12 protein-coding genes and 1 pseudogene are annotated in these 14,194 nt (G+C 67.3%); 10 read left to right on the top strand and 3 right to left on the bottom strand.

Translation table 11 applies throughout. The annotated features are described in order from the left end of the window. The 6 genes and pseudogenes from G7B71_RS12470 to G7B71_RS12445 all read left to right on the top strand — a co-directional run. Positions 1-603 (top strand): annotated as a pseudogene (locus G7B71_RS12470) (hypothetical protein); the annotation flags it as partial. Positions 604-705: 102 nt separating this feature from the next. After that, positions 706-993, top strand: coding sequence for a hypothetical protein (locus G7B71_RS12465; protein WP_166041356.1), 288 nt, complete (start codon positions 706-708; stop codon positions 991-993). 189 nt (positions 994-1,182) lie between these two features. Further along, complete coding sequence (locus G7B71_RS12460; protein ID WP_166041354.1) at positions 1,183-1,809, top strand: hypothetical protein; 627 nt, start codon at positions 1,183-1,185, stop codon at positions 1,807-1,809. Positions 1,810-2,070: 261 nt separating this feature from the next. Continuing rightward, the gene (locus G7B71_RS12455; RefSeq protein WP_166041353.1) at positions 2,071-2,421 is read left to right on the top strand and encodes a metalloregulator ArsR/SmtB family transcription factor; all 351 of its coding nucleotides are present in this window, start codon (positions 2,071-2,073) and stop codon (positions 2,419-2,421) included. Continuing rightward, on the top strand, positions 2,418-2,867 hold the full coding sequence (locus G7B71_RS12450) for an ArsI/CadI family heavy metal resistance metalloenzyme (protein ID WP_166041351.1): 450 nt from the start codon (positions 2,418-2,420) through the stop codon (positions 2,865-2,867). Before G7B71_RS12455 ends, G7B71_RS12450 begins: the two co-directional genes overlap by 4 nt. Next, on the top strand, positions 2,867-3,574 hold the full coding sequence (locus G7B71_RS12445) for an MIP/aquaporin family protein (RefSeq protein ID WP_243406235.1): 708 nt from the start codon (positions 2,867-2,869) through the stop codon (positions 3,572-3,574). Before G7B71_RS12450 ends, G7B71_RS12445 begins: the two co-directional genes overlap by 1 nt. On the opposite strand, the gene G7B71_RS12440 is transcribed toward G7B71_RS12445, so the two are convergent. Together G7B71_RS12440 and G7B71_RS12435 are read right to left on the bottom strand one after the other, a co-directional pair. Further along, a complete protein-coding gene (locus G7B71_RS12440; protein WP_166041359.1) occupies positions 3,546-4,598 on the bottom strand; it encodes an NAD(P)-dependent alcohol dehydrogenase in 1,053 nt (350 codons plus the stop codon). The two genes, G7B71_RS12445 and G7B71_RS12440, sit on opposite strands and share 29 nt — an antisense overlap. Positions 4,599-4,719: 121 nt before the next feature. Then, positions 4,720-9,156 (bottom strand): Ig-like domain-containing protein, encoded by a 4,437-nt coding sequence (locus G7B71_RS12435; protein ID WP_166041349.1) that lies wholly within the window; start codon positions 9,154-9,156, stop codon positions 4,720-4,722. Positions 9,157-9,565: 409 nt separating this feature from the next. Here G7B71_RS12435 and G7B71_RS12430 point away from each other — a divergent pair, with 409 nt between their 5' ends. From G7B71_RS12430 to G7B71_RS12415, 4 genes are all read left to right on the top strand, one after another. Beyond that, complete coding sequence (locus G7B71_RS12430; protein WP_243406234.1) at positions 9,566-11,005, top strand: cytochrome ubiquinol oxidase subunit I; 1,440 nt, start codon at positions 9,566-9,568, stop codon at positions 11,003-11,005. A gap of 145 nt (positions 11,006-11,150) precedes the next feature. Further along, a complete protein-coding gene (cydB, locus tag G7B71_RS12425; protein WP_166041345.1) occupies positions 11,151-12,158 on the top strand; it encodes a cytochrome d ubiquinol oxidase subunit II in 1,008 nt (335 codons plus the stop codon). After that, complete coding sequence (locus tag G7B71_RS12420) at positions 12,148-12,270, top strand: DUF2474 family protein (RefSeq protein WP_166041343.1); 123 nt, start codon at positions 12,148-12,150, stop codon at positions 12,268-12,270. The genes cydB and G7B71_RS12420 overlap by 11 nt, the downstream gene beginning before the upstream one ends. 78 nt (positions 12,271-12,348) lie before the next feature. After that, complete coding sequence (locus G7B71_RS12415) at positions 12,349-13,185, top strand: PD40 domain-containing protein (protein WP_166041341.1); 837 nt, start codon at positions 12,349-12,351, stop codon at positions 13,183-13,185. Here G7B71_RS12415 and G7B71_RS12410 read toward each other — a convergent pair. Next, entirely contained in the window at positions 13,182-14,192 is a 1,011-nt protein-coding gene (locus G7B71_RS12410; protein ID WP_166041339.1) for a methyltransferase, read from the bottom strand. The two genes, G7B71_RS12415 and G7B71_RS12410, sit on opposite strands and share 4 nt — an antisense overlap. Positions 14,193-14,194 lie beyond the last annotated feature (2 nt).

The raw sequence follows: 14,194 nt of genomic DNA, 5'->3' as shown, positions 1-14,194 counted from the left end.
GCCGGGGCGCCGGCGAAGCTGGCGGCGCGGCAGCCCGGCGCGCTGGCCTGGGTGCGGCGGGCGGCGAACGGGCGGGTGCAGATCGCGGAGGTGCGGGCGAACATGTGGACGGCGCGCGACGACAAGGCCTTCCTCGTCGCGCTGGCGCAGAGCGGCAACGTCAACGCCGCGGCGCGGTCGATCGGGCGCCACCCGGACCAGGCGTGGCGCCGGCGGCGGACGTCGGCGGCCTTCGAGCGGGCGTTCGAGGACGCGATCGCCGACGCCCGGGTGCGGCTGGAACATGGCCTGGTCGCCTATTCCAACGACCTTATCGACCGCGCCGGCGCGACCCTGGAGGAGCCCGTGAGCGAGGAGGGCGGCCGGATCGTGACCGCGACCGATGCGAGCTTCGCGCTTCAGGTCGTCAAATGGCTCGATGCGCGCGCCGGCGGCGCGCGGCGCGGCAACATCCCGGCCGAGCCTCCGATCGAGGAAGTGCGCGCGGAGATCCTGCGCAAGATCGAAGCGATGGAGCGCCACAGGGCGCGCTACGGAGAAGGCACGGAGGAGGGCACGGAAGCGCCCGCATCCCCCAACGACGGTGCGGTCCCGGAATCCTGAGGGGCCGATGTCCGCTTTCGACCCATTGCGGACGATCATTGGGAAGGGCAGACAAGCGGCATGAACGCAGGTGGTGAAGCACGAGCCCGTGGAGAAGCCGTCATGAGGGCTGCGGTGCTCGGCTTCCCCGCCTTAGTCGCGGCATGTGTGTCGACGCCCGACCGTTCCTATCCAGTCTACATGTTCGAGGGTAGCGCGGACGCCTTAGAGCAACTTGCTCAAGCCGCCCGAACTTGCGGCTTTGGCGATGTGCAGCTGATGATTGGTGGCGCCCACCTTCATATTTTGAGCGTATCGATCCCGGCGCGAGCGGACCCGCGCCGTGACTGCACGATGCGCTGGATCAGTGAGCATCCGGAGACCGGCTTCACCGTTCCTGCGGGTTTGTAAGAGACGTAATCGCCACCCGTTGCCGACATTCGCCACTTGAATAGCATGATCGAAGCGGTCGGATGTCGCGCATCTTTCAAGCGCATTCTACAATGTCCGCCTTCCACCCATTGCGGACATTCGGAGCGGCGCTAATCCAAGGCGATGGAACATGAGCCGGTAGCGCTTCGCGCAAGTCCAGAGGCGCTCTTGGCGCTTTCCGAAGCTATCACTGGCTTCAGGGTTGAAGAACTCCCGGGCAGCAGGGGTGATGTTAGCGCGGTGTGGTTTCAAGCCGATCAGCTTTATCTCATCAGTGTCGACATCTTAGGGCTAGCCTTCAAGTTCGAGGTGTTCACGTTGACGGTGAAAACACCCGCCGAGATGCTGGGCATCATCCAAGTCAACGCGCCTCAGATGGAGAAGGTCTGGGCCGAGATGAGGGAGGCAGGTCTCCCCATTCCTCCGATGGGTCCGCCTGTAGAACCTGCGCCCGCTGGAGAACTAGCAAAGTGGCCCTTTCAATCATGGCGGCTCGATGTTCTCGAGCGGATGGAGTTCATCGTTGGCCCAGAACACCTTCCAGAGGCTGGGGACTCCGTGGAGGAGTACCTCCAAAGTCTTCCTGCTGGTGTCGCACCTGATGGGAGCGAGCATACCTGCCTCACCGCTATCGGGCTGTTGTTCACTTCAGATGATGGCGGGCGCTTCCTCGTTGTCGCCGATGGGATGCCCGGCTGGATGAGGGTGAGCAACGAAGAGGAAGTCGTGCAGTCGTACCTGCGGCAGAGCATCGTAGTTCCGGCAGCAGAGTACGCGACCGCACTCAAAAGCTAACGTCCGTTTTCCACCCATTGCGGACGTTCGCCGAGCAGAAAGAAGCGGGACCCCGGGTCAGGCCCGGGGTGACGGGGGGGGGGGGGGAGGCTGGGTGCGACGTCTCCTTTCGCGGGGACGACGAATTGCGAGTGGCGGTGGGTTATCCGATCGCCGTGTTGTTGCGGGCGGCGGGTTAATTTCGAGAAGTGTCGAAATATCTCTTGACCCGCGGACCGCGTCCTCATATTTCGATGATTATCGAAACGTGAGGAGCCGCCGGTGCAGTCGAAACAGGCCATTGGCGCGCTTGGCGCGCTTGCCAACGAACATCGGCTCGCGCTCTTCCGCCTGCTGGTGCGGGTCGGCGAAGAAGGTATGGCCGCCGGCGCGATCGCGGCGGAGCTCGGCATTCCCAATTCCTCGCTCTCGTTCCACCTCGCGCACCTCAACCAGGCCGGCCTGGTGCGGCAGGAGCGGCGCGGCCGCTCGCTGATCTACTCGGCCGACTATGCCGCGATGAACGCGCTGGTCGGCTACCTCATGGAGAATTGCTGCGCGGGAGCCGATGGCTGCGGCCCCGAAGCGGCGTGCGACACCCAGCCGTCCAGCCAGGAAAGGAAACAAGCATGAAGCGCCTGCACGTCCATGTCGGGGTCAACGACCTCGACCAGTCGATCCTCTTCTACTCCACCTTGTTCGACGCCGAGCCGAGCGTGGTGAAGAAGGATTACGCCAAGTGGATGCTCGACGATCCGCGAGTCAATTTCGCGATCTCGGCGGGCATGCACGCGCGCAAGGGCATCGAGCATCTCGGCATCCAGGCGGAGAACGGCGACGAGCTGGCCGAGGTCTATGGCCGGCTGAAGAGCGCCGGCCGGCCGGTGCTGGAGGAAGGCAAGACCACCTGCTGCTACGCCAAGTCGGAGAAGAGCTGGGTGGCCGATCCCGACGGAATCGTGTGGGAGGCGTTCCACACCAGCGGCGAGGCGACAGTCTATGGTGACAGCCCCGCGCTCGACGCGCTGGCCGCGTCCGCCGGGGCCGCGCCGGGCCAGTGCTGCGCGCCGGCAATGTGATGCAGGACACAGTTCAGCCGCCGCTGGCGCGGCGGCTGGCGGCGGAAGGGGTCGGTGCCTTCTTCCTGTTCGCCACGGTGATCGGATCGGGCATCATGGCCGAAAACCTGTCGCGCGGGGACGGCGCCGTGGCGCTGCTCGCCAACACCGTGGCGACGGGGGCGATCCTGTTCGTTCTGATCGCGATGCTGGGGCCGGTCTCCGGCGCCCACATGAACCCGGCGGTCAGCCTGGTCGCGGCCTTGCGCCGCGACCTCGCCTGGCGCGACGCCGCGGCCTATGCGCTGGTCCAGCTCGCCTGCGGAATCGCCGGCGCCTGGGCCGCTCACCTGATGTTCGAGCTGCCCGCGCTTCAGCTCGGCGTGAAGCCGCGCACCGGCCTCGGCCAGTGGATCGGCGAGGCGATCGCGACGTTCGGCCTGATCCTCACCATCCTCGGCACCGTCCGCCACCGGCCCGAATGGGTGGCGCCGAGCGTCGCGCTCTACATCACCGCCGCCTACTGGTTCACCTCGTCGACCAGCTTCGCCAATCCGGCGATCACCGTCGCGCGCAGCCTCTCCGACAGCTTCGCCGGAATCGCGCCCGCGGACGTGCCGGCCTTCGTCGTCGCCCAGCTCACCGGCGCCATGCTCGCCGCCTTGCTCGCGCTGTTCCTGTTCCCGCGCCGCGAGGAGGTCAGCCCGCCAGCGTCGCCGAGTCGATGACGAAGCGGTACTTCACGTCGCTCTTCTGCATGCGGTCATAGGCCTCTTCGATCGCGTCCATGCGGATCATCTCGATGTCGGCGACGATGCCGTGCTCGGCGCAGAAATCGAGCATCTCCTGGGTCTCGGGGATGCCGCCGATCAGCGAACCGGCAATGGAGCGGCGGCCGAAGATCAGCACGCCGATATTGGGCGAGGGGTGGGCGTGCTCGGGCACGCCGACCAGGCACATCGTGCCGTCGCGCTTCAGCAGGCTGGTGAAGGCGTCGAGATCGTGGCTCGCGGCGACCGTGTTGAGGATGAAGTCGAAGCTGCCGCGATGGGCCTTCATCGCGTCGCGGTCGCGCGACACGACCACGTCATGGGCGCCGAGATCGTGGGCGTCCTGGCGCTTGCTCTCCGACGTGGTGAAGGCGACGACATGGGCGCCGAGCGCCGCGGCGAGCTTCACGCCCATATGGCCGAGCCCGCCGATTCCGACGATTCCGACCTTCATGCCCGGGCCGACCTTCCAGTGGCGGAGCGGCGACCAGGTGGTGATGCCGGCGCACAGCAAGGGCGCGACCGCGGCGAGCCGGTCCTCGGAATGGTTGATCTTGAGGACGAACTTCTCGGTGACGGTGATGCGCTGCGCATAGCCGCCGAGCGTGTGGCCGGGCGGGTCCTGCGTCGGCGAATTGTAGGTCGCGGTGAAGCCGTTCTCGCAATATTGCTCGAGCCCGTCAGCGCAGGACGGGCAGCGCTGGCAGCTGTCGACCAGGCAGCCGACGCCGACCGTGTCGCCGACCTTGAACTTGGTCACCTCGCCGCCGACCGCCGTGACATGGCCGACGATCTCGTGGCCCGGGACGCACGGATAGAGCGTCCCCGCCCATTCGGAGCGGACGGTGTGGAGGTCCGAATGGCAAACGCCGCAAAAGGCGATGTCGATCTGGACGTCGTTCGGGCCGGGCGCTCGGCGCTCGATGTCCATCGCTTCGAGCGGCTTGTCGGCGGCGTAGGCGCCATAGGCTTTGGTGACCATCGGGAATTCCTCGCGCGAGAACGGAACGGAAGGCGTCGGCACGGCGGCCTCGCCATGACAGCGAGATAGGAGCCCGCGACCCGGTTGGAAGGCCGGGCGCGGGAATTGGGTGGGCCGCCGCCTAGGGAATGATCGGCGGGTCGGGCAGGATCGGCAGCGGCACCGGTACGCTCCCCGGCGTGTCGAAGAAGCCCGAGCCGACAACGGCCTGGGCGAGGATCTGGACCTCGCCGATCAGCGGGTTGTCGGCGGTCAGGAAGGCGTCGACCGCCACCGCGTCGTTGGTCGCCCCGGCATAGCCCGGCATGAAGATGTCCGCGCCGAACCGGGTCTGGATGCGCACATCGTTGACGAGCGCGGTGTCGCGCTCATTGTCGTTGAGCTCCAGCCAGATCGCGGCGGTGTCGGCCGACAACGCGCCGGCGGTGACCCTGATGGCGTTGAGCGCGAACACGCCCGGCTCGTCGATGAAATTGTTGTCGATGGTGAGGTTGAGCCGGGACGATCCGCGCGCGAGCGCGCCGATGCCGCTCGACGCGAAATTGTAGATGTCGTTGTTCTCGATGAGCAGGGTCATGGTGCCGGCGCCGCCCATCACGGTGTCGATGCCGTTGCCGGTGCGCGAGCCGGAATCGACGATTCCCGGCGTCCCGATCGTATTGCCGCTGATCGTCCCGTGGATCTCCGCCGCGGCGGTGGTGCCGGGCGCGCTGGTGTTGATCGCGGTGGTGACGGCATTCTGGATGTCGTTGTTCTGGATGGCGAAGAAGATGTCCGCGGCGCCCGCCGGCGAGATGGTGATGCCGCCGCCGAGGACGCTGGCCAGCGTCGTATTGAGATTGTTGCCGTGGAAATTGAGGTGAGTGGTCGAGCTCGACGTGCTGTTGGTCGCGAGCTGGAAGTGATCGCCGACATTGTTGAGGAAGGTCGACCCGGTGATCTCGGCCCGGACCAGGGCGGTGCCGTTGGATTCGAGCAGGATGCCGTCATTGGCGGCGCCCGAGAAGGTCGAGCCGTCGATCAGCAGATCGAGCACGCCCAGGCTGTTGGTGATGCGCAGATTGTTGTCGAAATTGCCGGCGAGGATGGAGTCGATGATCTCCGACGGGCCGGTCAGGTTGACGATGTGGACGCCGTTCTCGCCGAACGCGTTGCCGTTGGTCGAGATGGTCGTGCCGAGCAGCACCAGGCCGTTGACGTTGGTGCCGAGGATGCCGCTGGCGCCGCCGGTGGTGATGGTCATGTAAGCGAGCGAGACCGGGCCGGTGTCGGTGAGCAGGACGCCCGCGCCGGTGCTGCCGGCAATCGCGCCGCCGGTTCCAGCGACTCCGGTGCCGGTGACGGAGAAGGCGCCGCTGCCGGTATTGGCGAGGACGATGCCGTTGACCGCGCCGGTCGACGCGACACTTTCGAGCGTGACTCCGCCCGCTGCGATGGTCGTGCCGGAGATGGTGACCGCGGTGCCCGAGCCGGTGGCGATGTCGTTGCCGGCGCCGTCCATGAAGATCGTGCCGCCGCCGCTGGCGGTGAGGCCTGCGCCGCCGGTGGTCAGGATGTCGAAATTGCCGCCGCTGATGACGAGGCCGCCGGTGTTGCCGGTGAAGTTCAGCGCGAAGTTCGCGCCGGTCGAGACCAGGCCGCCGCCCTGGAAGGAAACGGTGAGGCTGGAGCCGGTCACGTCGACACCGCCGCCGCTGTGGATCCCGGCGATGTTGGTCGCCCCCGATACGGTGAACTCGCCGGACAGGCCGGCGAGGTCGATCGCGCCGCCGGTCGACCCGGTCGACCCGGCGCTGTTGAGCTGGACGCTGATCAGGCCGCCCTGGTCGATATCGATGATCTGGCCGTCGCCCGACTTGGACACGTCGCCGATGATCAAGGTGCCAACCGTGCCGTTGCCGTCGGAAATGCCGGCGCCGGTGGTGTTGCCGATATCGATGCCGGAGATGGTGTTGTCCTGGGCGAGCTCGATGCCGTGGTTGGTGCCGCCGGTGGTGACGATGGTCGGCCGGACGTCGCCGTCGCCGGCGATCCCGATCAGGGTCTGGTCGTTCAGCAGGTTGATGCCGTCCGTCTCGGCATAGATGCCGGTGCCCGTGCCGGTGAGCAGGAACACATTGTGGCCGACCTGCGGCCCGCCCAGCGTTCCCTGCGCCGCATTGAACGCGGCGATTGAGGTATAGGGATCGGCCTGGGTGCCGAGATTGGCGCTGCCGACCGCGCTGTTGTCGATATACCAGACGGTTTGCGGGCCGGTGCCGACGCCGGCGCCGGTGATGGTGATGGTGACGTCCTGGGTGACGGTGCCGCCATTGCCGTCGTCGATCTCGACCGTGTAGGTCTGGGTGCGGGTCTCGCCCTCGCTGAGCCCTTCGAGCGCGGCGTCGGACACGGTGAAGTCCCAGCCGACGCTGTCGCCCATCTGGTCGACCGGATCGAGGGTGAAGGTGCCGAGATAGCCGCCACCCTGGGGCGTGAAGCTGGCGCTGTGGGTGTCGGAGACATCGACGTCGTCGAACTCGATCGTGCCGCTGTCGCTGTGGACCGTGACGCCCTCGTTCGGATCGCCGTCGGGGAGTTCGGTCACCGCGCCGTCGGCGTCGGTGCCGCCGGCGTCGATGGTTGGCGCGTCGTTGAGGCCGTTGACGGTGACGGTGAGAGTCGCGCTGTCCGACGAGGTGCCGTCGGTGGCGGTGTAGCTGAACACGTCCTGCGCGGTCTCGCCGGCGGCGAGGCCGTTCGCGGTCGCGTTGGGCGTGTAGGTGTAGCTGCCGTCGGCGCCGAGCGTCAGCGAGCCATAGGTCCCGGCATAGGTGCCGGGGTTCGACACGGTCAGCGGGTCGTTCTCCGGATCGGTGTCGTTGGTGAGCACGTTGCCGGAGACCGCGGCATCCTCGGTGGTCGTGGCGCTATCATCGACGGCGTCCGGGACGCTGCCGAGGCCGGTGACCGTGACGGTCAGGGTCGCGGTATCGGAGGCGGTGCCGTCCGAAGCGATATAGGTGAAGACGTCGTCCGCGGTCTGTCCGTCCCCGAGGACCGCGGCGCCGCCATGGGGGGTGTAGGTGTAGCTGCCGTCGGAACTGAGGACGAGGGTCCCGTAGGCGCCGACGTAGGTGGCCGGGTTCGCCACGACCAGGGTCTCGCCGTCGACGTCGGTGTCGTTGGCGAGCACGTTGCCGGAGACCGGCGTGTTCTCGTCCGTCGCGTCGGTGTCGTCATTGGCGACCGGCGGGTCGTTGAGACCGGAGAGATTGATGGTGAGCGTCGCGCCGTCGGTCGCGGTGCCGTCAGACGCCGTGTAGGCGAAGACGTCCTGGGCGGTTTCGCCGGTGTCGAGCCCCTGCGCCGCCGCCTGATCAGGGGTGTAGGTATAGCTGCCGTCTGCGGCGAGGACGAGAGTTCCGTAGGTGCCGACATAGGTGCCCGGATTGGCGACGGTCAGCGCCTCGCCGTCGACGTCGGTGTCGTTGGTGAGGACGTTGCCCGAGACGGGCGGACCATCCTCGGTCGTCATATTGCTGTCGTCATTGGCGACCGGCGCGTCGTTGACGCCGTTGACGGTGACGGTGAGCGTGGCAGTGTCGGAGGCCGTGCCGTCGGACGCGGTGTAGCTGAACACGTCCTGCGCGCTCTCGCCGTCGTCGAGCCCCTGCGCCGCGCCGTTGGGGGTGTAGGTGTAGCTGCCGTCGGCGGCGAGGACGAGCGTACCATAGGTCCCGACATAGGTGCCGGGATTGGCGACGATCAGCGGCTCGACGTCGACGTCGGTGTCGTTGGCGAGCACGTTGCCGGAGACGGGGGCGTCCTCGCTGGTCGAGTCGCTGTCGTCATTGGCGACCGGCGCGTCGTTGAGCCCGCCGATGTGGAAGACGAGATCGCCGGTGTCGCTGCCGTCATTGTCCGACACGACATAGGTGAAGGTGTCGGTGACCGACTCGCCGTCGTCCAGCCCCTGCACCGCGGCGGTGTTGAGAGTATAGCTGTAGGTCCCGTCCGCGTTGAGCGTCAGAGTGCCGTAGGTGCCGACGAAGGTCCCGCCGGTGACGGTCAGAGCGTCGCCGTCGAAATCGAAGTCATTGTCCAGCACGCTTCCCGTGCCGCTGCTGTAGGAGGGCGTGTCCTCGTCGATGAAGACATGGTCGTCGCCAGCGACCGGCCGGTTGGTGCCGCTGCCGATGTCGATGACGCGGTCGGCGAAGACCAGCCGCTCGACCCGGATCACCCGGTCGTGGCCATCGGCGCCGGCGCCGCCCTGATGGACGATGTGGAGATAGCCGGCGGCCGTGAAGAAGGAATATTCGCCGATATTGCCGGAATAATAAGCGGTGTCGAAGCCGTTGCTGCCGTCGAGGATGTCGTCGTCGGCGCCGCCGGTCAGATGGTCGGCGCCGTTGTCGCCGGTGAGCTGGTCATCCCCGTCCTCGCCGAACAGCGTGTCGACGCCGTTGCCGCCGGAGATGATGTCGTTGCCGCCGCCGCCGTAGATCTTGTCCTTGCCGTTGCCGCCCGAGAGAATGTCGTCGCCACTGGTTCCATAGGTGGTGTCGTCGCTCATCTGCCAGTCCCCCGTGCCGATCGCGCGCCAATGACGAGCGCATGGTTCGATTGAAAACCCGGCGGGAAGGAACGTGCTCTGGACCTAAGGACAGGCCACACGCGCAACGAAAGCTCAGTCCAAGAAACCCTCCCCGGACAATCCGGCACATTCGCAGCTGGGCCGCGACTCGCACCCGACTTGCCCGTCCCAAGGCGAAAGCTGATACCGCTGTTAAGCTTTGTCCAGCAGCAAACTTGCCTGTGGTGCCCTGTAACAGGGCAGTTATTTCGAATACTGATCCAGGTAACTTTCCGGCGCGGTTGCGCGTCCTGCATCGGGTGGAACCAAAGCTTCACTCCGGCGACGCCGAACGGAGGTGCCGGGCGCGCCGCTTTGCGCTATGCACCCGCCAGCGAGGGAGGGACCGTTGGGCGAAGCCGACACCGCATTGCTGCTGGCGCGGATCCAGTTCGCCTTCACGGTGAGCTTCCACTTCATCTTCCCGGCCTTCTCGATCGGGCTCGCTTCCTATCTCGCGGTGCTCGAGGGGCTGTGGCTGAAGACCGGCCGCGAGGTCTATCTCAACCTGTTCAAATATTGGCTGAAGATCTTCGCGATGGCGTTCGCGATGGGCGTGGTGAGCGGAATCGTCATGTCCTACCAGTTCGGCACCAACTGGTCGGTCTTCTCCGACCGGGCAGGGCCGGTGATCGGGCCGCTGATGGCCTATGAGGTGCTCACCGCCTTCTTCCTCGAGGCGGGCTTCCTCGGAGTCATGCTGTTCGGCATGAACAAGGTGGGCAGAAAGCTGCATTTCGCCGCGACCTGCATGGTCGCATTGGGCACCTTCATCTCCGCCTTCTGGATCCTCAGCGTCAACAGCTGGATGCAGACTCCGGTCGGCTGGGCGGTCAACGACGTCGGCCAATATGTGCCGGGCCCGGGCGGCTGGTGGCCGATCATCTTCAACCCGAGTTTCCCCTACCGCCTCGTCCACACGGTGATCGCCGCCTATCTCACCACCGCGCTCGCGGTCGGCGGGGTCGCGGCCTGGCACCTGCTGCGCAAGCGCGGCACCGCCGAGGTCCGCAAGATGTTCTCGATGGCAATGTGGATGCTGGCGCTGGTCGCTCCGGTGCAGATCTTCGTCGGCGACCTGCACGGGCTCAACACGCTCGAGCACCAGCCGCAGAAGGTCATGGCGATGGAGGGCCATTTCGACAGCCATCCCGACGGCGCGCCGCTGATCCTGTTCGGAATTCCCGACGAGGACGCCAAGACCGTCCGTTACGCGCTGGAGATCCCCAAGCTCTCCTCGCTGATCCTCAAGCACGATTTGAACGCGCCGCTCGCCGGACTCGACACGATCGACGACGCGGAGGAGCCGCCGGTCGGGATCGTGTTCTGGTCGTTCCGGATCATGGTCGGCCTCGGTTTCCTGATGTTCGGCCTGGGCCTGTTCAGTCTGCTCGCCCGCGCCAGGCGCCGGCTCTACGACTGGTCGTGGCTTCACCGCTGGGCGCTCGTCATGGGGCCGACTGGGTTCATCGCCGTGATCGCCGGCTGGGTCACGACCGAGGTCGGCCGCCAGCCCTATGTCATCTACAATCTGATGCGCACCGCCGAGGCGCGCGCGCCGATCGACGCGCCCGCGGTGGCGACGTCGCTGCTCGCCTTCGTCATCGTCTACTTCGTCGTGTTCGGAATCGGCACCTGGTACATCTTGCGCCTGGCGAGCCATCCGCCGCACGAAGGCGAGACCCCGCCCGCCGACGCGCCGATCCGAACCGCCGGAATCACGCCGGCCTCGTCCATGACGCGCGGCGGCGCGGAGCCTCGGCCCGACATCGAGGAGGAGGCGCGATGAGGGGCAATTCGATCCTCCCCGGAACGGGGAGGTGGCAGGCCGAAGGCCTGACGGAGGGGGCCCCGTGCCTCGCGCAAACGGAGGGCCCCCTCCACCACGCGTTGCGCGCGCGGTCCCCCTCCCCGTGCCGGGGAGGAACTAGATAATGGACCTCACCATCGTCTGGGCGTTCGTCATCGCCTTCGCGGTCGCGATGTATGTGGTGATGGACGGGTTCGACCTCGGCATCGGAATCCTGTTTCCATTCTTCAAGGTGGGCAAGGAGCGCGACCAGGCGATGAACGCGATCGCGCCGGTGTGGGACGGCAACGAGACCTGGCTGGTGCTCGGCGGCGGCGGGCTGATGGCGGCCTTCCCGCTCGCCTACGCGATCGTCCTTCCGGCGCTCTACGCGCCGCTCGTCGCGATGCTGCTCGGCCTCATCTTCCGCGGAGTCGCCTTCGAATTCCGCTGGCGCGACCCCGGCCACCGCGCGTTCTGGGACACGGGCTTCTTCCTGGGCTCGCTTATCGCCACGCTCGCCCAGGGCATCACACTGGGCGCGCTTCTTCAGGGCATCGATGTCGACGGCCGCGCTTATGGCGGCGGCTGGTGGGACTGGCTGACTCCGTTCAGCCTGTTGACCGGGGCCGGGCTGGTCATCGGCTACGCACTGCTCGGCGCGTGCTGGCTGATCTGGAAGACGGAAGGCGAGATCCATGCCGACGCCCGCCGCTTCGCGCGGCTGGCGCTTCCGGCCCTGTTCGTAGCGATCGGCCTGGTCAGCCTCTACACGCCGTTCCTCGAGCAGCAATATTGGCGGCGCTGGTTCGAGGCGCCCGGCCTCTATGTCACCATCCCGATGCCCTTGCTCGTGCTGGCGACGACGATTCTGCTGTGGCGAAGCCTCCGGCGCGACACCGACTGGCACCCGTTCGTGTTCGCCCTGACCCTGTTCCTGCTGTCGATGATCGGCCTCGCCATCTCGATCTGGCCGGACGTGATCCCGGGGCGGGTGTCGATCTGGCAGGCCGCCGCGCCCTATCAGAGCCAGGTGTTCATGCTGGTCGGCGCAAGCGTGCTGATCCCGGTCATCCTCGCCTACACCGCCTGGTCCTACTGGGTGTTCCGCGGCAAGATCGGCGAGGAAGGCTATCACGCCCATGGCCACTGACGCCGCGCCCGGGCCGTGGTGGAAGCGCCTCGCCTGGTTCGTCGCCCTGTGGGCGGCCGGCGTGATCGTCGTGGGCAGCGTCGCTTGGTTCATCCGGCTGTGGATCGCCTGACGCGGGCTGGTCGAGCCGGGACGGCGGTTTGTCGAACCGCGCGGGGCCGGCGCCAGCGCGGCGGCTAGCGGCGCGGCGATGAGCATCCTCGCCCTTGTGATCGCCGTGGCCGCCGGACAGGCCGCCGCCCCCGAGCTGGTGACGTCCGTGTCGTCGCCGATGAACGACTATAATCTCAGCATCGACGAGGCGCAGCGGACCCTGGTCGTGGCCCGATCGGGAGCGGAGTTCCGCAACGCCCGGATCCTCGTGGCGACGCGGGATTCCGCCACCGGCGCGTGGGGCGAGCCGCAGCCCATCTCTTTCACCGATCCGCGCTGGTCGGATTCGGACCCGTGGCTCACGCCCGACGGACGCACGCTCTACTTCATCTCGACCCGGCCGGCGCCGGGCCGCGAGGAGGGGCGGGCCGACTATGACATCTGGCGCTCGGCGCGCACCGCCGACGGCTGGTCTGTCCCCGAGCATCTGTCCGACGTCAGCAGCCCCGCCCAGGAACTGGGCCCCGAGCTTCATGGCGGCATTCTCTATTTCTCGTCGGCGCGGCGCGGCGGCCGCGGCGGGCTCGACATCTACACGGCAGCGCTTGGGCCGGCAGGAGCGGGCCCGGTCCAGCCGCTCGACGGGCCGTTCAACACGGCCGCCAGCGAAAGCGACTTCACGCTGAGCGGCGACGGCCGCACGGCCGCTTTCTGGCGCAGCGCAGAGGGTGGGCGCGGGATCATTCATATCACCCGCCGCACGCCGGAGGGGTGGTCGGAGCCGGAGCCGCTGCCGGCGAGCCTCAACCATGGCCCGTTCAACTTCACGCCCAGCTTCACCCGCAACGGCCGCGGCCTGCTCTACGCCAGCACGCTCGAGCGGGAGGGGCAGGAAGCCGGCCTCGCCGACATCTACTGGGCGCGCCTGCCCTAGACTGCCACCGCCTGGACGACCGACATCGGGATTGGCATGGGCGTGACGCTTTCGAGGCGGAAGCCGGCGCGGTCGAGGAGGGCGGCGAAGTCCGCTTCGCTGCGCTCGCGGCCGCCGGTCATGACCATCATGTTGAGGTCCATCAGATAGCCGGGGCTTGGGCCGACCGCTTCCGGAAGCACGGTCTCGATGATAGCGACATGGCCGCCGGGGCGGATCGCGGCGCGGATGTTGCGCAGGATCGCTTCGCTCTGCTCGTCGCTCCAGTCGTGGAGGATCATCTTGAGGAGGTAGAGGTCGCCCTCGGGCACGCTGTCGAAGAAGCTGCCGCCGACCAGGTCGATGCGCGTGTCGCCATTCGTCAACTCCACGCTCTCGATGATGTCGGGCAGGTCGAACAGGATTCCGCGCGCGTCTGGATTGCGCTGGAGCAGGCTGGCGACGAGCGTTCCGCGGCTCCCGCCGACGTCGACCGCAACGGTGAAGGGCGGCGGAGTCCAGGTGGCGAGCAGCGCCGCCTCGATCAGGCGCGTGGTCCCTTCCATGGCGCGGCTGAACTTCTGGGCCTCGGCGGGGTGGGCGCCGTACCAGTCGAACACCTGTTTGCCGAACAGGCCGTCGAAAGCCGTGCCGCCGCCGCGCAAACTGTCCTCGATGGCACCCCAGCCGGCATAATGCTCGCCGCCGAACACGGAATCGATGAAGGCGCGTTGCGAGATCGGATGGTCGCTTCGGAGAAAGGGCGACAGGTCGCCGTGGGCGTAGCGATCCTCGCCCTCCGCGCGGAACAGGCCGATCGAGACCAGAGCGTCCATCAGGCGGCGCAAATTGCCCTCATGCGCGCCGCTGCGTTCGGCGATGGCGGCGAGCGGCGTCGGCTCGGGTCCGACCGCGTCGGCGATCCCGAGCCGTGCGGCCGCCCACAAGGTTCGCGACACCCACAGGCCGGAGGCGAGGCCGATCAGCGCCTCGACGGGATTGGCGGGCGTGTGGGGCAATCCGGCCATGA

The sequence above is a fragment of the Sphingosinicella sp. YJ22 genome (assembly GCF_011320075.1).
Taxonomy (GTDB): domain Bacteria; phylum Pseudomonadota; class Alphaproteobacteria; order Sphingomonadales; family Sphingomonadaceae; genus Allosphingosinicella.
This window is presented reverse-complemented; position numbering and strand designations above follow the sequence as displayed.